Source organism: Limnobacter sp. MED105 (genome assembly GCF_000170915.1).
Lineage (GTDB): Bacteria > Pseudomonadota > Gammaproteobacteria > Burkholderiales > Burkholderiaceae_B > Limnobacter.
Window position 1 is genome coordinate 165,585 of the sequence record NZ_ABCT01000003.1, and the last position, 23,392, is coordinate 188,976.

Sequence of the window (23,392 nt, forward strand, 5' to 3'; positions counted from 1 at the left end):
CAGGGCTCCTAAAACTTTAAATGGGGGACCAGACGGGCACCCGCCAAATCAGTTATTTCAAAATCAAGCAAATAGGGTTCGGCATTTTTACCATCGGGAGTCACGAGGACGCCCCAGGCTTGCTCTTTGCCTTTTTGCAATACGCCTTTGAACTGTTTTTGATTGTTGATGGCCCGCTTGAATTTCAGGGACACTTCTTGATCCAAAAACCGTTCGAAATCTTTTTTGCGACGTAAAACGCGATCTACGCCCGGCGAGGAGATCTCGAGCCGCTCGTAGTTGACGTTTTCAACGGTGAACAGGTGGGTAAGCTGGTGGCTTACTTTTTCGCAATCTTCGACTGTGACGCCGGTGGGCGAGTCGATCATAATGCGCAACAGGCCATTGCCTTCGCGCTCAATGTCGGCCACTTCAAGGCCAAGAGAGGAGATCACGGCGTCGGCTTCCGTAACCCAGGATTCTGACCACACGCCAGACCATGAATTACCAACAAATTCTTCAGGATTAATCACTTCGCCTTTCACTTCGCCTTTTAACCTTCTATAGCCTTTGCTTGCCTATTCGCTTCGCTTGTTCACTTCATTTGCCTGCTTATTGGCACACCAAAACCGCCTTGCCAAAAAAAAATGGGCCTGTAAGCCCACTTCATTTGAGACACCCTTTTTGGAGTGGGCGCTCAGGCAGCCTCAGAGAATAACCGAAACTGCCTTTATTTTCAAGTAATTTCCGGTGCGGGGAACTACACGGCTGGCGCCTTTCGACGTCTGCGTTGCTGGGGTTTCTGGGCTGCACCATTTCCACCTTCATTGCCACGACCCGGGCCTCGACCGGCAGAAGGACCGCCAGACCGCGGACCCGCATTCCGTGGCCCCGAGGGGCGCTTGCCGGCACCTGCAAACTTTCCAGCCGGGGCAGCAGCACCGTTGCCATTCGCGCCGGCCCTGTTGCCGTTTCGGTCACCGCCGCCACCATTGCGCCGGGCTGAGCCGCCTGCAGAGGACAAATTGTTCTGGTTGCTCAATGCGGCAGCCGCGGTGGCACCAGACACGGTGAGGTAGGTTTGGGTTGGCGTGGTAAAGGCCAAGCCCGGATCGATCAGGGGTTGACCATTGCGACGTTTGTTGTTTTTCGAACCAATGTTCTTTTTGTCACGGCGAATGGCGCCCTCTTGAGCAGACTCATCAACTTTCAAGCCCAAAGACTGCATGTAGGACATGGCCTCCAATGCTTCCATTTCCATGTGGCGTCCGCGTTTTAAGGTGGACGGCATCATGATGTCACCAAAACGTGTACGAATCAGGCGGCTAACGGTCAGGTTACAGGCCTCGAACATGCGCCGAACCTCACGGTTGCGCCCTTCTTTCAGACCCACTTTGTACCAGCGGTTGGCACCTTCTCCGCCCGCAGCATCCACGTAGAGAAACTTGGCCGGACCGTCTTCAAGCTGAATACCGGTCAGCAACTGCTGGCGCTGTTCCTCGGAAAGCTCACCCAGAATACGCACGGCGTATTCGCGTTGCACTTCATAACGCGGGTGCATCAAGCGGTTGGCCAGTTCGCCAGAGGAAGTGAACAACAACAACCCTTCGGTATTGAAGTCGAGGCGACCCACAGCGATCCACTTGCCGTTGGAAATTTTGGGAAGCTTTTGAAATACAGTGGTGCGGCCTTGAGGGTCGTCCATGGACACAATTTCACCGGCGGGCTTGTGATAGATCAGCACCCGTGGTGGCTTGGACTTGTTTTTGCGCTGAATTAGCTTGCCATTGACACGCACCTGATCGGTGGGCAACACACGCTGGCCCAAGTGGGCAGGTTCAGCATTGACCGAGACACGGCCTGCGACAATCAGTTCTTCCATCTCACGGCGAGACCCCATGCCAGAATCGGCCAGCACCTTGTGTAACTTAGGTGCCAGTTCGGGATCGAGCCGTACATTCAGCTTGCTGCGATTTTTGCTTGCGCCGCCACCCTCTTCCGACTTCAGGCCTTCGACCTGATCCAGCACCTCACCCCACTCCAGGTCATGACTCTCGCTGTCTACGCTGACAGACACCTGCTCAGGAATCGGGTTGGTATCGGGTGTTTCAGTTGCTTTGCGCTTGTTGGTTCTCATCGTTTTCCGCTGTTTCGCTGTCATCCAGATCAAATGGAATGACTTTCTGTAATTCATCCGCCAGCTGTTGGTCTTTTTCATCGTCCAGTGCTGGCAATTCGCTAAGGCTGGCCAAATTCAGGTCAGCCAAAAACTGAGGCGTTGTTGCCCACAGTGCTGGGCGCCCCGGTGCATCTCGGTGGCCGATCGACTCGATCCAGCCGCGATCTTCCAACGCCTTGATGACCTGGGTAGACACGGTGACCCCACGAATGGATTCGATGTCGCCCCGGGTGACCGGCTGCTTGTAGGCAATAATTGCCAGGGTTTCCATGGTTGCCCTCGAGTACTTCGGGGGCTTCTCGGGATTCATTTGTTCGAGGTACCGTTTGACGTCCTCGCGGGTTTGAAAACGCCAACCCGTTTTAACTTGCACAAGTTCCAGACCTTTGTGGGTCCAGTCACGACGCAGGTCTTCCAGCAAGGTGGTGACCACGGATGCATCAAAGGCATCATCGAACAGGCGCATCAATTCCTTGACGGCAATCGGTTCGACCGAACACAGCAAAGCTGCTTCTAATATGTTTTTAGCGCGCTGGGGATCCATCCAGGCGGACTCACTTAAAGAAATTCAGGTGTTGATAGGGAAATAGTGCCGATTGGTCCTGCAGGCCGATGTGGCTGTTGCCAGCGGGGTGCAGGGGCGCAGCGTGAAACGAGTTGCGCGACAGGCATTTTATAAACCGATGGCGCATTGTAACCACGTTATCCACCGCTCAGCAACCACTTGATCACACAATTGATTTCAAAAAAACGGCCCACCGAGGCGAGCCGTATCTGAAAGTAACCCATGGAGGGTCGGAGACATTCACAGAGTGCCCGATTAAAGTGCGCTGAACATCCCCACTGTGGCTTACCCCGAGGCTTTTGGAACTTATCCACAGTGGACGGGGAAAACCTTCCCTATTCTCTGTGGATAAAATTTTCAGCCTGTTGATTTTGTGCAGTTTTTGGTTGGTTGATTAAAAACTGAGCATGGGCTCTAGAGTCTATCAACGCTTGCTATTTCAGCTTTCCCAGCGATAGCCAACACCCGCTTGGCGGATGCGGTTCCAAACGGCTTCTTTTTCTTCGTCGCTTTTGAAAAGCCAACCATCGACCTCATCGAGAGTACGACCGCAACCCATGCAAATATCGTCTCCGAGGTTGGTTGAACAAAAACCCACGCAAGGGGTATCGGCTTCTGGCCACACAGGCAGGTTGGCGTATTCAGGTTTTGACATGATGCTGCTTTAGTTGGGGTTGGGACGGTACTGCTTCTTCAGGCGAATATAGAGCACTTTGGTGACGTGTGCGACAACCGAGCCATCGACATGGGTAATGTCGGTCTCGAAGGTGTGCAAAACTTTTTCACCGGTGGCCGCTTTGGCTTTGATTTCTTCAAGTGTTTGATCATTCACTTGATACACACCTTTGACCAGTGCGTTACCAGGTGCAATAAAACGTATATTGGCCTCTTGATCCCACACATGATAGCGACTGCCCAAGCGCTTCATGAGAATGAGCATGTAGAAGGGATCGGCCATGGCATACAGCGAACCGCCAAACTGCGTACCCATGATGTTTTTATTGCGACGCGTGAGTGGCATGTGCACTTCGACTTCTTCGAAATTGGCACTGATGTGATGCACATGAATGCCCGCGCCGCGCAAAGGTGCGTAAAAATTCATGGCTCTGCGCATGAATTCGGGCTTGTCAGAGAGGTTTTTCAGAAATTTTTTAAACATTTTTTACTGCGATTTTTTCTTGTGGTTTCAGTAGGATAAAGGTTTTTGAGGTGAGGTTTACTCGCTTGAATGCGTTTGTGCACTTGCACACAGGGGCAAAACCCGCTATAGTTTCGTTCTTACCAGACGCGGGGTGGAGCAGTCTGGCAGCTCGTCGGGCTCATAACCCGAAGGTCGTAGGTTCAAATCCTGCCCCCGCAACCAAATTTATATCATTAAAACCAATCACTTAGCGGTGGTTGGTTTTTTTGTTTTCTGGGCCACCAACAGCGTGTGCCCAAAATGTGCCCAACTGGTGCCCAACCCCGATTTAGCCCGCCTTCCCTTTCGTGACCTTCAGTCAAACCCAATAACGGTCAACAGGGCACATCTGTAAAAATTTCCTGAATTTTCCGGTTCACATTTTTGTGCCCAATGACCGTTTGGGAAATCAACCTGAAGGTCGTGGATTTTCGAGTTTGTGAAGTGAAATTTTGTGCGAAATTTTCGGGAATTCGTGACCTTCAGGATGGAATTTGACTACTACTAGGATGTGCCTAAGTTGTGCCCGGTTTGTGCCCATGGGTTGGCTGAGATCCTTGACCAGATTGATATTGCGACAAATTAGTTGTTGTTGATTCTCTTTGGTTAAGTAGAAATCACATATGGATTGGGCACAAAGATATGAATCTTAACAATCGGGTAGAACTTTGCCTAAAAATACAGGTTTGACCTTCGGGTGATGGGGTTGAACATTTAAGATATTGATGCGAATACGATGGTAATTTATCGGCAAAAGCTGTACTACAAGACCACGTTTTTATGTATCCGCTATTGGTGAAGAGCAGTCAGTAAAAATGCAGCGTAAAGTTTGCATCGTTGTGTACTGTGTCCGGTCACCGGGTAGCTTGAGGCAGGCGCCGTCGTGGGTTAAATAGTAGTTACAAGTACGTTGATTCACCACATACCTTTCATAGCTTACTAAGCTCCTCCTCCAACCGAGTGGCTTCAGGTATGCCAAGCGCAATGAGCGATGCGACAAGAGTGTCAATGGCAGGCCGCAACGACGCTCTGTTGCTGAAGCTGGTCGGACTGAGTGCCCGGATGGCCTCCATCAATAAGCACCAGCGGCGGCCCACGCCGTGGTCGATCCATAGCTGGCGGAAATCAGGATAGGCCTCGATCCATGCACGTCCGGCCCCGACGATTACATCCAGTTGCTCAGCTCGTGGCGCAACCTCAAGCAGGTTGAGCAGTACCAGGGCGACGAAGGGTGACGGTCCTTTGCTGAGCAGTTTGCCCAGAACAGGGAGAAACGGACCGACTCGCTCTACGCCCTTCTCAAACAGGTAGCACTTCGATCCCTGGCCATACATGTAGTCGTTAAAGAACAAGACGGCGATTGCCGGGCCAATGTGCATTTCGATGGACAAATCCCTGCTTCGGCTGAGACGTTCCCATCCACGCGTGGTCAGCATGTGGTCGGCGAGTGCGCTCCGAATGTCTACGGCCACCTTCGTCGGAATGTTGTCGCCCTCAAAGTACACCGCGTCGATGCTGCGCAAGAAATCGACAACCACGTCGTAGAAATTCCGGTCTGGAAGCGCAACAATATGCCGCACGGCCAGTTCAGTGGCCTCAGGCGTTGACAGACCGACAACGCAGCGTGCAGCCGCCGCAAAGAACGTTTCGTTCCACTCAGATGGCGGACGATCTGTTTCGTCTCCGTCGTCTAGGTTCGCTCCATTTGCGAGGGCCGTCCAAGGCATGTAGGCTTTCACGATCTCGCTGAGCCAAGGGCGCGTGTCATCGTGGGAAAGAGCGCGCACTTGGCCCGACCAGAGAGCCGCAGCCTGATGATTTACACGCTCTGTTGGCGAAGGCGCCGGCGCTTCTGGTGGTTCTGGTGTAGCAATCCGGGATCCAGGTAGGCGTAGTCGCCTTCTCGACCGAATTTGCTCTACCGGAAATGTCGGCCACGTTGGCTCCGGGCCTCCGCCGTCAAGCCATGCCATCTCAGCAGCAACGGTAGCCCGCGCCCGTTCATGACTGCGCATTTTGCGAGCGTCGACCTCTTCTTGCGACGCATCCCAAGCTCGGTTCTCCACGACACTCGCGCTAAATGCACATCGGAGTACAGCTCTCGGTAGGCGACTATCGACGTCCGCTAAGACTGCGGCTGACGTCCCGAAGCCATGCGCTGCAGCGTGGTTTCCTGTCGCCGCTACCTCAAGAACCGATCGCACGTCTTCTGGCGTTGACCGATGTCGCAAGGAGTGGATCAACCCGGCATAGGCGATTGCTGCAGGATTGAAACGCAAACCTCCTCGAATCTGACGTGTAGAATCATCGTCGAGAGTTGCAAGCGTCTTGCCCAGTTGAGATCGCGCCCATTCTCCGTGCTCGGCACGCAACGCATCATCGCCGTCCCGCATGACGATCATTGCAGCCGTCACAACCGCTTCTTCTTGCATGCGCCGCTCTCCGCCGTCATCGTCGGATTCGACTTGCGTAGTAACCGTCGCAGAACGCCGCGCCCAAGCAATCGCTGCCGACCGACCCTCAGGGGGCAACCGAGCCGGATCGTCGACCGCAAGTGTCAACGTAGACAGCGTTGCTAAGTCGGACTCTAGCTCAGTCGAGGTGTCTCGCAAAGCTTGTAGATGAGTCTTCTCTGCCGCTGGTGATTCATACTTGCGTACAGTCGCGGATGACCCGTCCTTGAGCATCACTTCGACTTCTGGCCAATTTGCGGCATCAGAGAGATTCAGCGCGTGCTGAACCATGAATTCTGGGTTGCCCAGATGCGCGCTCGCAGTAGGTTCGCCCAGGCGTGCTGCCCCGGTCGCCAACAACGTCCGTAGTTTTGCGAGTTGCTCCGGGGATGCCAGGAACGTGAACTTGCCAATCAGTTCGTCGAGCGTTGTCCGTCTGGATGGACGGCGCTTCAGGTCAGCGGCGGCCAAGCTGACGCGCGGTTCGCTACGCAAAGCGCCAAGCTCGAAGAAGTCAGGCATTTCGACGCAATCATTCACCTGACGCGTGTGATCGATGCACAGCAGTTCGGGGCAGCTGAGAAAGGCCGCCGCTACCTCAAGCGATTTGGGCCAATGTGAGATCATTAGATCAACCGCCACCAGCAAGTACGCAGCGCATGAGCCCTGCGGCCCGAGTACGTCTGTCAGCACAACTTCGAGTGCTTCGCCCGCCTCGATGCGGCGGTGCGCCCAGGCTTCGAGTGCCATCAGCGCGGACGTGACAGCGTAGAAACTGCTGTTGCGTGACCAGAAGTAGGTTTGCATCCACGGGAACGTGCGCACACCCCCCGGCAAAGCCAAGTCAAACTCATTCGTCCCTGGGTCAGCACCTTGGCTTCCGTGTTCGACTGCGTGTGCGACCAAGCGATGAACCAAGGCCAACCCGTCCTTGGGCGAGTTGGTCAACAAATCGAGGAATGGACCTTGTGCCGGCGATGACGGAAGGAACTCATGATCGACATAGGTAAACGCCTCCTCGCGCTCCACTCCGAAGTGGCGGTCTTGTCGCTGGGGCTTTGCGATCAACGCCTGTGCGGTTAGGTCGGCCAGCTCTGCAGGGGCTGCTTGCGCCATCGTGCCGTGCCTCTTCAGTATGCTGCGCACGATATCTTCGTTGCGCTCGCTGTTTCGCACTGCCGTCAGGTATTCGGCGGCCAACTCCGGTGTTGTCCGTGCGAACATGACGAACGCATCGCGAAGGTGCGATTTCAGGGACTGGACCCCGTCGCGATCAAGGTGCGCACAGAACACACGGCCCTCTCTCGGCGTCGAAATTGCATCTCTTGGCTCCATCAACCTCAGCCAACGATAGATCTGTCGTGTAGTAAACGGCGTTATATCGGTGGCGCAGAATGTTCCGAGCGAGAATTCCGCGAATAATTGAACGACCTCTGGAATGGCTTCATCAGGAACTCTATCTCCGGTACCCAAGAGCCAGATAATCAATCTCGTCCATGTAGGGCCGCGCGGGACGTTGATCGATGCGGGTATGAGCGCGGGGGCGACTCCCGCTGCCGCAAAGACCTTTGAGGCCGGAAGCACGTCGACAGCCATGACCGTTCGGATCAGTTCTCGCAGCACTTCGGCGCCATTTGCGAGAAGCTCTGGCGATGCGCGTTGGAAAAGTATTTTGGCAGCCTCAGATCGAGCGAGGGCGAGCAATGCGGCGCGACGCCAAGAACGATGAATACCCGCTCGGCTTAGCCGATCAACTAGCGCGTGCCACCTCACGCCATCAGTCGCACGCTCGATTGCCATGCGCGCTGCCAGTTCGACGCCACGTGCAAACATAGCCGTTGCTGGCCGATCTAGTTGCAGCCTGTCGACGAGTTCGGGATCGGCGTGCACGGCGCTCGCAATCGCCCACTCGCTCAGTACGTCATGACGAAACGCGACCCGGTCAATACCCAAATCCCGCAGAGTGCCGCTGGACACCAGCGCGTCAATCGGCGCCGCGGATTGGCCTGTAACGTCGAGGAAGTCAGCGCCAGACAAGGTCTGCGTTGCTGCGCTTTGCAGTAGTCGAGTCCGATCACGCCACCCGGCGTCACGTGTGCCGTCCGCTGTGGACCACCACTGCTCGGCCATGTCGACTTCAGTGCGCGGTATGGGATCAGATGCTGGCTGATTCGCCAGCCGTGCGAGGCGAAACAGGTTTCTGGCGATCTGGCGTGCGGGATGGCTGTCCGTTAGAAGGGGCACAAGCGAAGGATCAGTCACCTTCAACTGCTCAATCTCCAACGTGCTCAGTTCACCAATCGTGATCGGGTCGGTTTGAACCAGGCGTGCCAGCGCATCGCTCGGCAGCCAGCTGGGCTCATCAATCCCAAATTCGCGCCGAGCCGTCGCGATCACCGCCACTCCCGGAACGACAGAAGCTTCCCCTACAACATCGACGACCGTGAGCCTCTCCTCTGTGCTGAAAGAGTCGAGATTGTCCACAAAGATAGTGGCGCCGCCATCATTGGCCAATTCAACAAGCAATTCGCGAAGCGTTCCGTCGAAGCCGAGCTGTGCGCGCAACGCGGTCCACCCGCGGGGAACACATCGTCCAGGGCTGAGAACGATGATCTGACTTTCGGCTTGCATGGCCTCGGCCATCTGCCGCAAAACACCCGATTTGCCGACGCCCGCATCACCTCGGATCTCAACATAGCGTCCGCGGTCCAGTGCTTCGCGCGTTGCGGCAACACGCTCCTGTCGTGCAAGTACAACATTGCCGACGCGGTTACGAATGTCAGCAAGTGCCAAGCGGGACGACTCGGCTAGCGCGGCTCGGGCCGTAGCGTGCCGACGTTCGCCCAAGAACCGATATCCCAGCTGCGCGAGAGCTTGCAGTGCTGTCTCGCGGGTTCTGTCGCCGCCGCTTTTCGCCACATCGATTGCTAATTCAATGAGGCTGATCCAGAAGACCCCAGCCCGCGATGTATCGTCGTTGTGCAGCACACGCACTGCGCGTTCTAGCGCAAGGTCGTGCGATGCAGAGCCGGGGGCCGTAAAGTCGAAAGTCAGAATCTGCAGCCGGCGCAATAAGAGCCAGACGGTTTCGTTGTCGTCTGGCGAGCCTTCGTCTCGCAGGTGGCTTTTGAAAGTCTTCATGAAGGCGCGCATGTCGTCGTTTGCCACACCTGTTAGTTCAATTTGGGCAGCAAACGTAGCCGCGTCGCCAATCTGCCGCGCTAGTGTGAGCACATCCTGATATGCCCCATCAATCTTGCGCGATCCCTTTGTTGTCGCAATTGCCAACTCATACCGTTGCGTCGAGAAGTCATTCCGTTTCGACGCTTCGACGATTTGGCCTACGACTTTACGAAAAACAGGATCCGTGGGGGCGAAGGTAATGGATCGTTTGACCTGAACCTCCAGCACCGCTGACTTCCCGGTCACGTTTTCATTGGCGTGGATTATCACGTCGTCGAGCGGACGCCCCGCATTGGCCTGCTGTAGCGCGACTCGCTCTATCGTGACACCGGGAAGGCCCCGGGCGGGAGCCCCTGCGAGCATGGCTAACAAGTATGACGCAGCAACCTGGGCCTCGAAATGGGTGCCCGCTGGCCCGGTACCTAACGTACTCGTCCCTGTATTACTATCGGCCGCTAGTGTCATTTTCCCACTCATATTGTTTTCCGATCGAATTTGGCGATGGCATCATCTTCTACTAAGTTTCCAACATCTATGTCGCTAGACATTCGCAAAACAAGGTTTACAGTCGACAAACCAATGCTAACAATCAGATCGGGGTCCCATCTTCCAATAGCTTAAGTTAAATGAATTTATAAGACGTTCTTTGCTCCAGTTTTCAGGATAAAAAATTAAAATGACTGCAAATTTTCAGATTACAGACCTGTTTCGTGTGAATAATCAATATCCGCTTCAGCCGAAAATCGGTCAGAACAGCGATTAGGACTGACGGATTAAACGTCTAAGTTTTTGATGAAAGCAGACTTCAACCCTTAGGGGTAGTCGAAAAAGATGCTGATCTTCGGAATCTAGTTTCAGGCTCACCATTTGATGGTGAATAACAAGGGGCAATTTTTCATTCCTTTCATGCCATGCTAAGGAGCATCTGAAATGGTTAAGTTAAAGAACTAATCTGGGATGCTCGGATAACTGGATATCTCTGTTAATGTTCAACAAGTCAAGTTAAGCAAACTGAGGTATAAGGATGACTCCTGAAATGGTTACCGCAATTACAGCATTAGTGGCAGTAATCGTTGGCCCCCTTCTATCGATTTACGTTGCTAGGAAACAGATTAATGCTGCCGCACTATCCACAAATCGGCAAGAATGGATTAATAATCTCAGAGGCGTCTTGGCGGAGCTAATCACTATTGTTCGACATGTGTCCCCCGCCTTTCATGCGAATTCGATAACGAATCAAGATGCAATCGCAAAGCATGGTGAACTCACCGAAAAGATTGAGCTTGTGAAGCTTCTGCTCAACCCAAAGGAAGCCGACCACCTAGAGCTGGTCAGGCTGATTAGCTCGGCCAGCACTCTAGTTAAGGAGTCAATAAATGCTCGCCAAGCGAACGCTTTACAGCTGGAGCAAGTAGCGGAGCGAATTGTGACGCAAGCGCAAATCATCTTAAAACGGGAATGGGAAAGAGTTAAGAAAGGTGAGTAGTTAATTGCTCAACAGGGCGCCCAAGAGCAACGAAGCAGTCAGTTATTTCGTGTGGTTCAAATCCAACCCGGTAAGCACGTATAAAGAACCGGGCAACGCCGAATGAAATACTTTTAATTCAAATTCCTATTGACTGACAGTATCTAAATCCAAGTATTACTGGGTATCGCGAAGAGTCGCCGTAAGGGTTTCAGCTTTACGAAGACCCTATCGGCAGCCTTCAGCTAAATTGTTAATCAGAACTCGATTTTGTCATACCTTCTGATCAACATAGATATAACTAGAATATGAAAGCGTAACGTACAACGCCTCCACACGATCCTTCAGCGTAAAGCTACTTGTTGAGCAATAATGTCGCGACCAAACGGGATTGAGGCTTCCTCAAATTTCCTTCCTTTCCGGTAATACTCGACCTTGCACTGAAAGTTGAACCGGTCAAGTTCAATAAAGACACCAAGCATATATCCACAAACATGCTCTGGCGGAGTTCTGCCATCACCGCTGCAAAAATCATCTAAATGAGTTTTCGTCAGGGCCCTAAGTCGCTCACGGTCTTTTTGCTTTTCATCGTAGGGTCTATCCACCTTCTTTACTTCAACTGCAATCAGATTATCTTGATTAAGAATTACGCCGCGACTGTGAAGAATGACATCGCAGTTAACACGAACCACTCTTCCTTTGCCGTTCATGATGGTCTTAATCTGCCCCTGCTGCTTTCGATTATATTCAACATCCACCAAATAAATCTCATGTATCCCGTATTGCTGGGCTGTCTCGTGCATGTAAATGGCCAAGCGTCCGCAATTAGAGCGTTCGTTAACCCCTTCCAAAATCTCCTGAACTTCATTCGTCAAGAACCGAGAAAGAGTCGTATCCAATACCTGTCGAACTTCATCATCCGTTATTGGCATCTCAGCTCCTCACAATCATTTGCGAATCCTAAAACAAAATCTCATCGTCTTTCTTATCCGGACGGGTCAGCACAAATTGAGCCTCGTTAGCATCAATCCACTCCCACCCAAGATCTACAACCGCCAGCCCAGCGTAAGCCTCGCCAGTCTGTTCATCATGAATATCTTGCTCTCGAACAAACTTTTTCTGCAATAACCTCCGAACGGCTAAGTTAAAACCCATATTCGTTACTCCCGCCCTTTCTGCTGCCCGTTTGGCGCTATTTACCGTTGTTGCTTGATCTGGCAAGTATGCGTCGCCGGCCACTACAGCGAGCACTAGAACTTCTGGAGGTGAGAGACCATGAACTGGCATGACTGGACTCTCTTCCGCTATCTTCTCAAGTACAGCATCCTGATTAACTATTGCCGCAATTTTAGCTGTGAGACTTGCGCGGAGCTTGTCGAAGTCGCTCGGAGCGTCGGCCAAATAAGGAATTATGCTCCTGTGCTGAATATCGAACGGGTACTTCTTACCGGTTCTTTCCTCTGAGCAAACCATAACCACCGGCTTTCCTGCCGCAAAAGCGAAGCCGAGTTCATACCACACATTGGGGTTATCTGCTGTGATATCAGCAAGACACACAACGGCTTGTCGTATACCCTTTTCAATTGAGTCGATTGGAACTTGAACGCCTGGGTCCTGATCAACCCTGTAAGCTTCAAGTCCAGCAGCTTCTATTGCAGGTCGGTATATATCATTAAACCGTTTGTCGAACTTGCCTGAGTCGAACGGTTGAATCACAAAGCAAGTTGCCATCAATTTCTCCATAAGACATAATTTGGTCCATCGTGAAATAAAGTAGGTACCCGTTTATAGGAAAGTCATAAAAAAACACCAAAAACTTAAGACTCTTATAGCCTAAGATAAGTAATATTATTTATAAATCTCTTTAATCAAAATCGAAATTTTGGTAATTATTAAATGAAAATTCGGCAAGATTAATATAAGCATCTCAATTCATAAATAAAGAAAATCGAAATAATACCAACAACAAGATCAAAGTTAACCTTAACCGAATAACAACTATCAACCCACCACTCATTAATCCGAGCAGCAACGTGGGCCACATACTTAAAATTGAAAACCGAGCCCTAATATCAATTAGGACTCGGTCGGATCATGCAAACAAATGTGGTCTAACTAGCCTCAAATTCTGCTCAGTCAATACTCGCAAATTCGGTGCATCCGCTTTCCTTAAATCCATGGCAGCCTGAATTTTTCGTCCGTATGTTGAAGTGATCCAACCCACTGCGGTTTCGTCCCCTACGACGAGGTAATTGGTCTTAGTGGTGACGCTAGCGCGAAGCACGCCGCCCAGTCCGACAACACGTTCCTCAATCACTTTTCGAAATCCTGTTTTGCCACCGAACTTGCCGGTGAATACAAGTACTGATCCCTCAATCACCACATCGTCGACTTCATCAAAATCACACAGCGGAACTTGATCTTCGCTGATTGAACCAGTTGAGGAGTAGTCAACCTGGGCGACTGACTTGATCGTAGCGAGTAGTTGTTCCTTGGTAATGCGCCTTCCGAGGAAATCTGAAAGTGCTAGCGTGATTTTGTCGAAGGGAAATCGTGAAAACAGATCTTCGTTCTGTCTCACAAATTCAAATAGCACCTTTAATTCCGAGCTGTTGATATGATCATCAGAAGCCATTCCACTTAACAGACCGAGCAGAGTGCTTTCACAAACCTCCGCCTCCAAGCTGAACAGGCTTTCCAATAAGTCGAGTCGTTCATCCTGATGGAGTACGCCGACAACCAAAGCGCGATCAAGCAAGAATCCAATGGTAGAAAACTCATCAGAACCAAACAAACCCTCTGCATCAAGACGCATGGTCTTCAATGCATTCATCTCCATGTCATTGAGCTTTTGATCGGCAGCCACACCAAGCAAAAATCCTCTTAGCCTTGCACGTGCTGATCGAATACTCTGAGCCCGCTGACAGGTAAGCATCATGCCGTTCACGCTCATATCAAGCTGCCTTGGAGAGCTTTGACACATCGCTTGTGAAGGTGACCTTGACGCCTGTAAGCGCACAGATCAACTCTAGATCCCGGTCTGTGTTGACGTCCAAATCTTTGCCCAATAGACCTTGCATGTAAGCAAGATAAAGAAAAGAGCCTACTTTCTTGAGTTTGGATTTCACTTCAGGATCAACACCACCCTTCCATACGGCTAGCGGCAATGCACCTTTTTCAAATGACTGCTTTAAATCCAATTCTATTGATTGATCACGCCTACCGTTCTCCCAAGCCAGAATCAATCCGGAGTCTTCCGCTTTCAATCTTTGATCGAACGATAAATTGCGACTGTCTCGAATTGGCTCGGTTATACAACGAGTGATGTGGGGCATTGGTATTCCCAATAAGGAGTAATTACCCGAATGTAACGGGTATTTAACAATCACATCAACCCCTCAATTAAGCCCCCTACCCCCCTTTGTCAAAAGTTGTGTGTCCGTTTAGAACTCAGGAGTTTCTTTTTCTATCAACAAGTTAGAAACCTTCAAAAAGTCAAAAATTTCTTCGATTTTGGCACTTGCGCAAATGAAGACTTTTGCTAACTTGAATTTACCCCGCTGATCTTTTGCGGGATTTTTCAAGAGAGGAAAAGTATGAGTACAGAGTATCTAACCACCGCCGAACTCGCCGGGCGGCTCAAATACGATGAGCGAACCATCCGTGAAAAACTCATGGATTCTGTGTTGCTTGAGGGCGTGCATTACCTGCGTCCATTTGGGCGTCGCAAGATTCTTTTTATCTGGCAAGCCATTGAAGAGGATTTGAGCAAGGGCACAAAATTCTCCGTGCCCATGGCCAACGGAGGTGTTCTCCATGGCTAGTATTCGCACCCGGAAGCAGACCGGAAAACTGTACCTGGACTTTTACTTTGATGGTGCGCGTTACAGGGAGCAAACTGCCCTGCCCGACACACCGGAGAACCGCACCAAGCTCAGTAAGCTTGCAGACAAACTTGAGCGGGAAATTGCCAGAGGCAAATTTAACTACGCCGAGTTCTTCGGCAAACCCGCCAAGGAACCCCGTGTAAAGGCCTCTAATGCGTATCCGCGAGCTGGTAGTAATCAACCTGGTTCTGGCGTACAAACAACGCTTCAGGCAAACGCGGCTGCGGCGCAGACGCCCACTTTCGCGGAGTTCTTGGAAATTTGGCGAAATGAAAACTTCGTGCAGTTTCGAAAGAGCTACCAAAGAACCGTGGATGACATCTTCAAGGCCCACTTGGTACCCAAGTTTGGGAATACGAGGGTCGGAGACATTCGACGGGAAGACCTTTTAACCTTTCGCTCAGTCCTCGCCAAAGCACCGGGGCGTAAAGGTTTAACGATGTCTCCCAAGCGCGTGAACGCGATCATGGCTCTGATGAGTCAGATCATGAGTGAAGCCTCCGACCGGTATCACTTTAGCAATCCGTACCAAAATATCAAGTCACTTCGCTTGCGCAAACCCGATGTGGAGCCATTTACCTTGCAAGAGGTGAACCTGATTCTGAACACGGTTCGTGAAGACATGCGCAATTACTACATTGTGCGGTTTTTCACAGGCATGAGGACGGGCGAAATCGATGGGCTGAAATGGAAGTATGTTGATTTGGAACGTCGCCAAATTCTGATCCGTTCCACCATTGTGGCGGGCATTGAGGAAGAAGACGGCAAGACCTACGACTCCATCCGGGACATTGAGATCTCGGAAGTCGTGTGCCAAGCCTTGAAACGACAGAGGCTTGTGACGTTTCGTAAGAGTGAGTACGTCTTTTGCAACAGCGTGGGTCAACCTTTGGACCACAACAACGTGACCAAGCGGGTTTGGTATCCCCTACTTCGCCACCTTGGGCTTGCACGCAGACGCCCGTACGTGACCCGCCACACTGCGGCCACCCTGTGGCTGGCTGCAGGAGAAAACCCCCTTTGGATTGCCAGACAGCTGGGGCACAGCTCAACTGAAATGCTCTACAAGGTCTACGGTCGGTTCGTTCCCAACCTGACACGCCTTGATGGCTCGGCTTTTGATCGACTGCTGGCCACTAACACCAACATTGGTGAACTGGGCAACGCTTTGCAACTGGAGGTGAAAAATGGGTAAGTCCAGCTTTTTTGGTAGAACCACCGCCCCAGTGCTTGGCATCGTCACTGGGTCATGGACCAGTGAATTTGAGCATGAGGGTCAAGTGAGCTATTGCTTGCAAACCCAAGTGTATGACTCGTTGAATATTCACTACTTCCATGTGTACACCTTGGTACCTGTAAAAGGAATTGGGATTGGGCAATTTGTTCAGATCAACCCCCACCTGACCCGAGGCACGAAAGCAAGCAGACCGCTCACCGAAGCCATGATCAGTGAAACCAAGCTGAATCCGCATCAAAACCCATTTGAGTTCCTATCAGCCAGCACTGAGGAGCAACAAAAGGCAAAGACTGCTTTGGTGGTGTCTTTTGATGTTGTCCAAATGGAGTTCAAGGAAGCCGTTTGCGGACTGGTTCATTTAAGACCAGATATTTTTGTGTCCATTCTTGAGAGTCCCGGGTTGATGAGGCTGATTTCTGAAACCTTTCAGACACCCCTAATTCCGACCTCCTCTCGATTTTCGATAAAAGACAAGGCGTTGGCTGTACAAGCACGTTGGTTGGTCAATTCCCATATCGCCGCTTTTTTACAGACGTTTTGCAAAGCCAACCGAAACTTTTGTACTGGCTGGCCTGAAGGTGTTCGGGCCTCTTTTTCCGGGTATTGGGAGTTCAGCAAACTGCGGCCTGATGATGAGAGATTATTAGAGGACGCGCGGGAGCTGATGTTGTTGGTTGGACAGATCCTCGAGGTGCATGGTTTCCAAAAGGTTCCAGACTTCATTCGGACCAATGAAAAGTACTTTCTCATGGCCGCCCTTGACCGACGCAGTGAATACTGATCACAAAGGCGCCAGCAGTGCTAGAGGCTCCACACAGGAGACACACTTCTGTGTGGATTTTTCCTTTGCAAAAACGGAATCGGGGATAGGTTACAAAGCTCTGTTTGGCAGACTCGGTAATTTTCTGATGGACGCTGTGAAAGAGATCGCATAATATAAATACTGTTTTTATATACAGCACTTAATTATGCTCTTTAACCTCACTCTGCTTCGCGAACGCGGCAAACGCTTGGAATCACCCCCGGTAATTCATGATGATGGGGTGATCAAAAGCAACCACGACGGCAAATTCATGTCTTTGAGCGTGAATTCCTACTATGGCGGGGTGAGTCGAGCACCAGGCCTTTATGAAGCAAAATTGATGAAATTCAATGCCGATGAAATCGTATTCCTAGGTTTCGAAACGGTCGAGGGCCGAGCTTATGTGCAGGAATGGCGATTAACACCTTCGCACGTGTCCTCGACGTGGCACGTGGTTAAAAGTGAGGGGGCGGAGATGAATCACATACCCCGCCTCATGGATGTATAAGAACTCCTTAGATCTAACCGACAGAAAGGGCTCTAACCCAGCGGAGCGCCTCGTCGAGCTCTAGGTAAAGACTGGCGTATGCTTTTCGGATCAAATTATCTGGTAGAGCCCAGTCCCATTTTTCACGTTGAAGATTTTTTGCATTCGTTAAGAGGATTTCCAGTGGAGGTAGCTGATTAATCCCAAGCTCCGCCAAAACTTTCAATATTTCCTGTGCAGACCTGCTCCCCTTATGAACCTCGACGCCTGGCCCAGCTGCGGTGGCTATGAATCCTCGATGAGTTAGAAGACAAGCGATTGCCTCATTTGCTCCATCTCCCAACCAGGTCATGAGCTGCGTTTCCTGTCCTTGATCTATCAACAGCTTGCTATCAAGGCCTATACGTGAGTATGCATCTCTGGCTTGTTTTAGGAATCGTTTCGCAGTTTCATCGAGAAAAACAGGCATGTCGCTAGACTCCAGCAGATCACGCATCTTCTGCCGAACTCGGGTGTGCGTGCGCCCCGCCCCCCCTGAGAATAAGGGAGGTGCCCCGCCAGACGTTCGAGTTACATAGATTGTCTTTAGCTCTTCGTCTATTTGGTCCACTCGCCAAGTTTTCCCGGCAAACAGGATTCGCTGTCCAGGCGTGAGCATCACAGCCACCGGGATGGTCCCTAACTGTCTTCCTCCGGCAACAATCCTGAATTCCTCGTCCGCAGCGAAGGCTGCATAAAACGAGTAATGATTAACGAACTTTTCCCCTAGTTGACCATGTAGGAGCGAACCGGAAGAATCCTGGACAACAAGGTCTTTGGTTCCCAGGCCTCGAAGCAAGTCGACGAATTCTGCCTTGGTTATCCCTAAAAAAGGCGTATTTGAAGAACATAGTAGCCCATAGAGTTCCCCAGCTGTAGCACCTCCAGTTTGCGCAATACTCGACAAAATTTGCTGCACCAGCGTGGACAGGTGCAGTCCGCCTGTTCGAGGTGGTTCAAACCAGTTTTCCAGCAGCAGTTGAACCATGGCGGTTGTTTGAACAGTGCCCAGTCTCAGTAAGTCGCTAAGCGAGGAGTTTTGGCCAATCTCCTCTTCTACACAGTAGCCCCGAAGAATCGCGGGCTCTCCTTTTCTACGGCCGGAGCGGCCCAGTCGTTGCCGCAAACAGGCGACCGCAGGTGGTGGTCCAATCTGGACAACACTTTTAACGGAGCCAATGTCGATTCCAAGTTCTAGTGTATTGGTGCAAATCGCCGAAGCAGGCATCTCTTTTTGCTTCAAGGCGGCTTCGGTCTCTGCTCTGATTTCTTTGGACAAGCTACCGTGATGCGGCCAAAACTCATTGGGAACCTGGTTGTGTTCGCAGAGCTTGTTTAGCAGGTGCGTGTACCGTTCTACCTCCCGGCGAGAATTGGGGAATACTAAATTGTTGGAGCCCCGCAGTACCTTGAATAAGTGATTTCCAATCTGTACAGGTGTAATTGGTTCAGGTTCTTCATCCTCTTGGCCAGGTACTCTGATAACCAAGGGCTCTTCGTAGCCCTTGATGAGCAATTTGAGCTCGTTGCCTGAAGATTTGGACTCTACCATCGCCACCCCTTGCCCTTTGCCCGGGCGAAGGAAATCAGCTGCAAGGCGCATGTCCCCCAAGGTTGCAGACAAGCCCACTCGGGATACAGTGCGACCTAGGGCGTGCTCAATGCGATGCATCAAAGATTGAAGCTGCTTGCCTCGTTCGGAGCCGATAAAAGCATGCAATTCATCAACGATGAAATATCGAATATTTTTAAAAATCGAAGCTATCGAAGAGCCTCGGTTGCAAAGTAATGCCTCCAGGGACTCGGGCGTAATTAGCAAAACACCGTGACGCTTGGCCACGAACTTTGTTTTGCTTGTTGAGGAAATATCCCCATGCCACGGCCAGACAGGTATTTCCAGGTTTTCGCAAAGCCGGTCTAAACGGCCAAACTGGTCGTTGATGAGCGCTTTGAGCGGGCTGATGTAAACAATTAGTCCTTCGCCCGGGGAGTCCTGGAGAAGATGTGTCAATGCCGGAAAAAAAGCAGCCTCGGTTTTACCGGCCGCAGTCGCGGCAGCAATAATGACGTCTTTGTCAGCATTCAAAATGAGAGGAATCGCAGCCTCTTGGGCATCTCGAAGTTCCTCCCAACCATCGGCCCAGATGAAACGCTGAATTCGCTCATCCAGCAAATAGAAAGAGGTACTGTTACCGCTCATTATTTGGCCAACGATTAAAGCTTAAATGAGGCCAAATCTTCATCCTCATCGATTGCCAGGTCAGCTGCACCCGCAGTGTCGGCTGATATTTCTAATCCACCGAGCAAAGCGGTCCAATCAGTACCGGGGTTTTGCTCCAAAACGGCTAGTAGGTTTACGAAATGAGTAATGGTAGTGCGCGGAGTTCGGAAGTAAGCATCCCCAATCCGGTTGGAGCAGTGCTCCATGAAGCTAAAAATGCCCTGGTCTGGCAAAAGGTATTTGGCCTCATCGCCAAATGCATACACGTGTCTCACCTTTTGGAGCAAAACATAAAAGTCTTCAGGTGTGAGGCTAGATAGCCGAACCACCGGGCCGCTGAAATCTACTAGTCCGCCCGAGGCAAATGTGTTCTGGGCCAGGCGGCTTTGTAGCGCAGGATAGCTGTACAAACCTCGACGCGTATCCAACAAAAATTCCGGTGTACCACCCAAAACAAAACCGAGTCCAACGGCGGTCCCCTGCAATGAATCGTTCAGAATTCTGAGAATCTGCTCGTAGTTGGCATTGCGCGCTTGGGTGTTCGCGAGTTTATACAGATTGACCAGTTCATCGAGGCTGACCAACAGCCCTGCGAATCCAGACAAGCGAATGAATCGGGCCATCAATTTGAGCTGGTCGTACATGGCCGCGTCATCTACGATTGTCCGAACTCCCAGTGCCTGACGCGCCTCGGTCTTGGTTGTGAATTCTCCGCGCAACCAACGTATTGCATCTGACTTAAGCTGTTCATTGCCGTCCTCAAATCCTCTGCAGTAAGCAGCAATCACGTCCGCAAAATCATATCCATTGACTAATTCGGTTAGCTGCTCCAGCTTTTGGCGAAGCACTGCTTCAGTCGAAGTGTTTGATGCTTTTGCTTCTGTCTTACTGGTGGCAATGAATTTCTCAACAATACCGGCAAGCGCTCCACCTTCGGGTTTGGTACGAGTGGAGAGATTACGCATCAATTCGGCGTAAAGGGAACGGGCTTGACCGCCACTGGCATGGAGTCTGCGGTCCGGATTAAGGTCGGCATTGGCCACCACGAGTTTCTTCTCGAGCGCTACTGCACGAACCAAGTTCAGAAAGAAGGTCTTACCGGCGCCATATTCACCAATAACGACCCGAAACCCTGAACCGCCATCCGCGATACGTTCGATGTCTGTTACCAGCGTTTCGATTTCGCGAGTTCGTCCGACTTGGATAAGGTGTTGGCCTGTTCGAGGCACTACGCCTGCACGTAATGATTGTGTAACTGCGTCTCGGTCTTTTGGGCGTATTGGTGTTGTCATGTCTCTAACTTTTCAAGTACTTCAATATTTACGGTAATTGGGTCCTCGCCCTCAGTAAGTGGCGAATCGTACGCGTCAAACGCAGCCTCGTTGATATGTTCAAGAGCACCGTCTAACATCAAGTCAAGGTCTGCGGCAACATCAAGAAGCTCTTCGCGTGTCCATTCGGGACGCGAGAGAAGCAGTCTAGCCAACGAGCTGTGGGATTCATCCAGACCAAGTAAGCTCGGCACGGAGGAAGACTCCTCATTTTCTGTGATTATTTTTTCCTCAATCAGAACAGGCGCCAATACTTCCTCCTCTCTAAAGATACTGGATAGCAAAGCAGACACCTTTTCAGTGTCTTTTTGAAGCTCGGCAATTCGTGCAGTATCCAATTTGAATCCAGCATTTTCAACTTTAGGGGCTGAGTGCTCAATAATTTCCGTCTTGGACTCAGACGTCGCTGCTGTGTGGATGTCGCCAAATACCTTTTTGGGTTCTACCCCGAGGGCCTTATAAATTTTCTCCAGCATTTTTATTTCGTCTGGGGAAACATCCCCATCTGCCTGGGCAACCGCCGCCATGAACGAAGCCAGAGTGTCCTTAGCAGGTTGCTCAAGCAAATCCAGTCTTTTCTTCAATGCCGGTAAGGAAACAGGCGTTGTGTGTAGAAGTCTGAGATGTGCTTTGAGACGTTGTTTGTGCGTGGAAGTTAAATCTCGCGCTGTTTGAATTTGATTTGTTAAACGGGTGAGTTCTTGGGCAGAGAAGTCGCCATCAGCGTTGGCTACAACCGCCGAGAGTTGTAGCGTCAACAAAGCAGCCTGATATGCCGGTGAATACTTGAGATGAGGCTCAATACGAGGCTCTGGAAAAAGCACCACTGTTTCACTAAGACTGGGTGGAGTTGCACCGTGCAATACATTGGGTTCCATCCCAATATCGAGGGCTTCCAAAGCCTTGGCGAGGCCCAGTACTTTGTCCTTGGTGGGTTGCGCCTGCTTCTCGAAAGAATTGAGCAACTCAGAGAAAGACATAGCAAGTAGACCACCCCCCATGCGTTTTTTGAGGCTGTCTAGTGCTTGTTTCAATTTATCAGGCCAAGCTTCCGCAGGCAGCAAAAGCATGGCATCAAGGCTATTTGCTTGATTGGAACCACGGGCTAAAAACCGGCTGTAGGAGTCAAGCTCATTGGTAACCTCATCGACTATTTTTCGAAGTTTTCCAAGTGGTGCGGTCAGCACGGTCACGTCGGGAGTATCTCCGAAACCTAGCTTGATTTCGTTGTAACCATGAAATCCTGAAGAAGCCGGTCTGTACACAAACTTCAATTTAGTCTTATTGCGAGGAAGGCTTATCCCGCCACCAAATTCTCGCTGATATCGAAGTAGGAATAACTTGTCAAACTCTTCTACGCAGCGAGTAGCGGGCGTGCGAAGTGATATGGCGGGATCAAGTTTTACCCAAGCTAATGCTAGAGCTGGAGGGATAGGCACCCCGTCCATAGCAGCGCGACCAAGGGCCAAGCGCAAATACAACGGAAGTTCCCAAGTTTTTGTAAATATTGGGACCGGCTCAAGATACAACTTTGGATTGAAGCTTGAAACCTCAATCCAGTTTAAAAGCTCTGTGGCGTAACGTTTGAAAGAGCCGGATTTATCCCCGTAAATTCGCAAGAGCCGTCTAATTTCGTTGGCGATATCAGGTAATTCTTTCTCCAGGGACGAATCTTTGGCAGCATCAAGAACAACCCGACGCTCCAGGCCATAGAAATACAGAAATACATATCCAATATCAGCGCTGGGATTGTTTCTTCCTTCGGATAGCCAGTTGAGATAAGCCTTTCGGGCTTCTTTAGATATAGAAGAATAGCTTGGCCAATACCCGCCTGCGGGCTGGGTAAAATCACCCCTTAAGGCGACTGATTTGTTTGGGTCAATCAAACAGGGGTCGTTTTCACCATGGGGTGTTGGCAAGGAGGTTCCCACGTAGATTAGTCCACCGGTTAAGTTCACACCGGCTACAACAACCGACTCACCTAGCCGCAACCACCGCGAGGAACCGAGGTCCCTAGGCTTGCTAGGTATTTTGTAATCATTTTCCTCATAAGCATTATCCCTGACCCGGATGGAGACAAGCCGATCCTCCTCGGCAAACTTGTTAGCGCCGGGACGTTTGCGCTGCGGTTGCGATTGCACCTTTCGCGTGATTGTTGCATCCCTTGAAGAGGGCGACTTCTTTGACCAAAAGTACACAACCGCACCAATAACTCCCAGTACACCGAAACCGATCCATAACTCCTTCGGTATGGCCGCTAATATCGCGATGACACCCACCGCTAACCAGACAATCGCTGAATCTGAACCTTTTTTCTTTGCCATTTATCTCCCCCTTTGAGCAATATACCCAAGTTGACCAGAAGAACAATACAAAGCAATAAG

General features: G+C 51.0%; 18 protein-coding genes and 1 tRNA gene. 6 read left to right on the plus strand and 13 right to left on the minus strand.

Annotated elements, in window-relative coordinates:
• Positions 1-8 precede the first annotated feature (8 nt).
• The 5 genes from rimP to LMED105_RS04825 form a co-directional block, all read right to left on the minus strand.
• Entirely contained in the window at positions 9-512 is a 504-nt protein-coding gene (gene rimP, locus LMED105_RS04805) for a ribosome maturation factor RimP (RefSeq protein ID WP_232222710.1), read from the minus strand.
• 227 nt (positions 513-739) lie between these two features.
• Complete coding sequence (gene rluB, locus LMED105_RS04810) at positions 740-2,116, minus strand: 23S rRNA pseudouridine(2605) synthase RluB (protein WP_008248747.1); 1,377 nt, start codon at positions 2,114-2,116, stop codon at positions 740-742.
• Positions 2,088-2,702 (minus strand): SMC-Scp complex subunit ScpB, encoded by a 615-nt coding sequence (gene scpB, locus LMED105_RS04815; RefSeq protein WP_008248749.1) that lies wholly within the window; start codon positions 2,700-2,702, stop codon positions 2,088-2,090. Before scpB ends, rluB begins: the two co-directional genes overlap by 29 nt.
• A gap of 460 nt (positions 2,703-3,162) precedes the next feature.
• Entirely contained in the window at positions 3,163-3,378 is a 216-nt protein-coding gene (locus LMED105_RS04820; protein WP_008248751.1) for a DUF1289 domain-containing protein, read from the minus strand.
• Positions 3,379-3,387: 9 nt separating this feature from the next.
• Positions 3,388-3,882: a DUF4442 domain-containing protein gene (locus tag LMED105_RS04825; protein ID WP_008248752.1), complete on the minus strand. Its 495-nt coding sequence runs from the start codon at positions 3,880-3,882 to the stop codon at positions 3,388-3,390.
• A gap of 127 nt (positions 3,883-4,009) precedes the next feature.
• Here LMED105_RS04825 and LMED105_RS04830 point away from each other — a divergent pair.
• A tRNA-Met gene (locus LMED105_RS04830) sits at positions 4,010-4,086 on the plus strand.
• Positions 4,087-4,832: 746 nt separating this feature from the next.
• Here LMED105_RS04830 and LMED105_RS04835 read toward each other — a convergent pair.
• Positions 4,833-9,902: an ATP-binding protein gene (locus tag LMED105_RS04835; RefSeq protein WP_232222714.1), complete on the minus strand. Its 5,070-nt coding sequence runs from the start codon at positions 9,900-9,902 to the stop codon at positions 4,833-4,835.
• Between the two features lie 661 nt (positions 9,903-10,563).
• On the opposite strand from LMED105_RS04835, the gene LMED105_RS04840 reads away from it, so the two are divergent.
• The gene (locus LMED105_RS04840; protein WP_008248759.1) at positions 10,564-11,025 is read left to right on the plus strand and encodes a hypothetical protein; all 462 of its coding nucleotides are present in this window, start codon (positions 10,564-10,566) and stop codon (positions 11,023-11,025) included.
• A gap of 323 nt (positions 11,026-11,348) precedes the next feature.
• Here LMED105_RS04840 and LMED105_RS04845 read toward each other — a convergent pair whose 3' ends face one another.
• The 4 genes from LMED105_RS04845 to LMED105_RS04860 form a co-directional block, all read right to left on the minus strand.
• Positions 11,349-11,936 carry a hypothetical protein gene (locus LMED105_RS04845; protein WP_008248760.1) on the minus strand — a complete coding sequence of 196 codons (588 nt, stop codon included), beginning with the start codon at positions 11,934-11,936 and terminating at the stop codon, positions 11,349-11,351.
• A 28-nt stretch (positions 11,937-11,964) separates the two neighbouring features.
• Entirely contained in the window at positions 11,965-12,735 is a 771-nt protein-coding gene (locus LMED105_RS04850) for a hypothetical protein (protein ID WP_040512402.1), read from the minus strand.
• A gap of 361 nt (positions 12,736-13,096) precedes the next feature.
• The gene (locus tag LMED105_RS04855; RefSeq protein ID WP_008248768.1) at positions 13,097-13,957 is read right to left on the minus strand and encodes a BRCT domain-containing protein; all 861 of its coding nucleotides are present in this window, start codon (positions 13,955-13,957) and stop codon (positions 13,097-13,099) included.
• A gap of 1 nt (position 13,958) precedes the next feature.
• On the minus strand, positions 13,959-14,339 hold the full coding sequence (locus LMED105_RS04860) for a hypothetical protein (RefSeq protein WP_040512351.1): 381 nt from the start codon (positions 14,337-14,339) through the stop codon (positions 13,959-13,961).
• Between the two features lie 261 nt (positions 14,340-14,600).
• Between LMED105_RS04860 and LMED105_RS04865 the strand changes: the two genes are divergently transcribed.
• The 4 genes from LMED105_RS04865 (at position 14,601) to LMED105_RS04880 (ending at position 17,438) form a co-directional block, all read left to right on the plus strand.
• Positions 14,601-14,828 carry a hypothetical protein gene (locus LMED105_RS04865; protein ID WP_008248771.1) on the plus strand — a complete coding sequence of 76 codons (228 nt, stop codon included), beginning with the start codon at positions 14,601-14,603 and terminating at the stop codon, positions 14,826-14,828.
• Complete coding sequence (locus LMED105_RS04870) at positions 14,821-16,086, plus strand: tyrosine-type recombinase/integrase (RefSeq protein WP_008248772.1); 1,266 nt, start codon at positions 14,821-14,823, stop codon at positions 16,084-16,086. Before LMED105_RS04865 ends, LMED105_RS04870 begins: the two co-directional genes overlap by 8 nt.
• Positions 16,079-16,909: a hypothetical protein gene (locus tag LMED105_RS04875; RefSeq protein ID WP_008248773.1), complete on the plus strand. Its 831-nt coding sequence runs from the start codon at positions 16,079-16,081 to the stop codon at positions 16,907-16,909. The genes LMED105_RS04870 and LMED105_RS04875 overlap by 8 nt, the downstream gene beginning before the upstream one ends.
• Before the next feature lie 187 nt (positions 16,910-17,096).
• Positions 17,097-17,438, plus strand: coding sequence for a hypothetical protein (locus LMED105_RS04880; protein ID WP_008248775.1), 342 nt, complete (start codon positions 17,097-17,099; stop codon positions 17,436-17,438).
• A 13-nt stretch (positions 17,439-17,451) separates the two neighbouring features.
• On the opposite strand, the gene LMED105_RS04885 is transcribed toward LMED105_RS04880, so the two are convergent.
• The 3 genes from LMED105_RS04885 to LMED105_RS04895 are packed head-to-tail and all read right to left on the minus strand — an operon-like array spanning position 17,452 to position 23,332.
• Positions 17,452-19,656: a DEAD/DEAH box helicase gene (locus LMED105_RS04885; RefSeq protein ID WP_008248777.1), complete on the minus strand. Its 2,205-nt coding sequence runs from the start codon at positions 19,654-19,656 to the stop codon at positions 17,452-17,454.
• A 14-nt stretch (positions 19,657-19,670) separates the two neighbouring features.
• A complete protein-coding gene (locus LMED105_RS04890; RefSeq protein ID WP_008248778.1) occupies positions 19,671-20,969 on the minus strand; it encodes an ATP-binding protein in 1,299 nt (432 codons plus the stop codon).
• Complete coding sequence (locus LMED105_RS04895; RefSeq protein ID WP_008248780.1) at positions 20,966-23,332, minus strand: TerB N-terminal domain-containing protein; 2,367 nt, start codon at positions 23,330-23,332, stop codon at positions 20,966-20,968. The genes LMED105_RS04890 and LMED105_RS04895 overlap by 4 nt, the downstream gene beginning before the upstream one ends.
• Positions 23,333-23,392 lie beyond the last annotated feature (60 nt).

What these genes read in the sequence shown, in the direction of transcription:
- LMED105_RS04885 (WP_008248777.1), bottom strand. Translation starts at nt 19,656, where the DNA reads ATGAGCGGTAACAGTACCTCTTTCTATTTGCTGGATGAGCGAATTCAG.
- LMED105_RS04895 (WP_008248780.1), bottom strand. Translation starts at nt 23,332, where the DNA reads ATGGCAAAGAAAAAAGGTTCAGATTCAGCGATTGTCTGGTTAGCGGTG.
- LMED105_RS04870 (WP_008248772.1), top strand. Translation starts at nt 14,821, where the DNA reads ATGGCTAGTATTCGCACCCGGAAGCAGACCGGAAAACTGTACCTGGAC.
- LMED105_RS04820 (WP_008248751.1), bottom strand. Translation starts at nt 3,378, where the DNA reads ATGTCAAAACCTGAATACGCCAACCTGCCTGTGTGGCCAGAAGCCGAT.
- LMED105_RS04865 (WP_008248771.1), top strand. Translation starts at nt 14,601, where the DNA reads ATGAGTACAGAGTATCTAACCACCGCCGAACTCGCCGGGCGGCTCAAA.
- LMED105_RS04860 (WP_040512351.1), bottom strand. Translation starts at nt 14,339, where the DNA reads ATGCCCCACATCACTCGTTGTATAACCGAGCCAATTCGAGACAGTCGC.
- LMED105_RS04845 (WP_008248760.1), bottom strand. Translation starts at nt 11,936, where the DNA reads ATGCCAATAACGGATGATGAAGTTCGACAGGTATTGGATACGACTCTT.
- LMED105_RS04855 (WP_008248768.1), bottom strand. Translation starts at nt 13,957, where the DNA reads ATGAGCGTGAACGGCATGATGCTTACCTGTCAGCGGGCTCAGAGTATT.
- LMED105_RS04850 (WP_040512402.1), bottom strand. Translation starts at nt 12,735, where the DNA reads ATGGCAACTTGCTTTGTGATTCAACCGTTCGACTCAGGCAAGTTCGAC.
- scpB (WP_008248749.1), bottom strand. Translation starts at nt 2,702, where the DNA reads ATGGATCCCCAGCGCGCTAAAAACATATTAGAAGCAGCTTTGCTGTGT.
- LMED105_RS04880 (WP_008248775.1), top strand. Translation starts at nt 17,097, where the DNA reads ATGCTCTTTAACCTCACTCTGCTTCGCGAACGCGGCAAACGCTTGGAA.
- rluB (WP_008248747.1), bottom strand. Translation starts at nt 2,116, where the DNA reads ATGAGAACCAACAAGCGCAAAGCAACTGAAACACCCGATACCAACCCG.
- LMED105_RS04875 (WP_008248773.1), top strand. Translation starts at nt 16,079, where the DNA reads ATGGGTAAGTCCAGCTTTTTTGGTAGAACCACCGCCCCAGTGCTTGGC.
- LMED105_RS04840 (WP_008248759.1), top strand. Translation starts at nt 10,564, where the DNA reads ATGACTCCTGAAATGGTTACCGCAATTACAGCATTAGTGGCAGTAATC.
- LMED105_RS04835 (WP_232222714.1), bottom strand. Translation starts at nt 9,902, where the DNA reads ATGCTCGCAGGGGCTCCCGCCCGGGGCCTTCCCGGTGTCACGATAGAG.
- LMED105_RS04890 (WP_008248778.1), bottom strand. Translation starts at nt 20,969, where the DNA reads ATGACAACACCAATACGCCCAAAAGACCGAGACGCAGTTACACAATCA.
- LMED105_RS04825 (WP_008248752.1), bottom strand. Translation starts at nt 3,882, where the DNA reads ATGTTTAAAAAATTTCTGAAAAACCTCTCTGACAAGCCCGAATTCATG.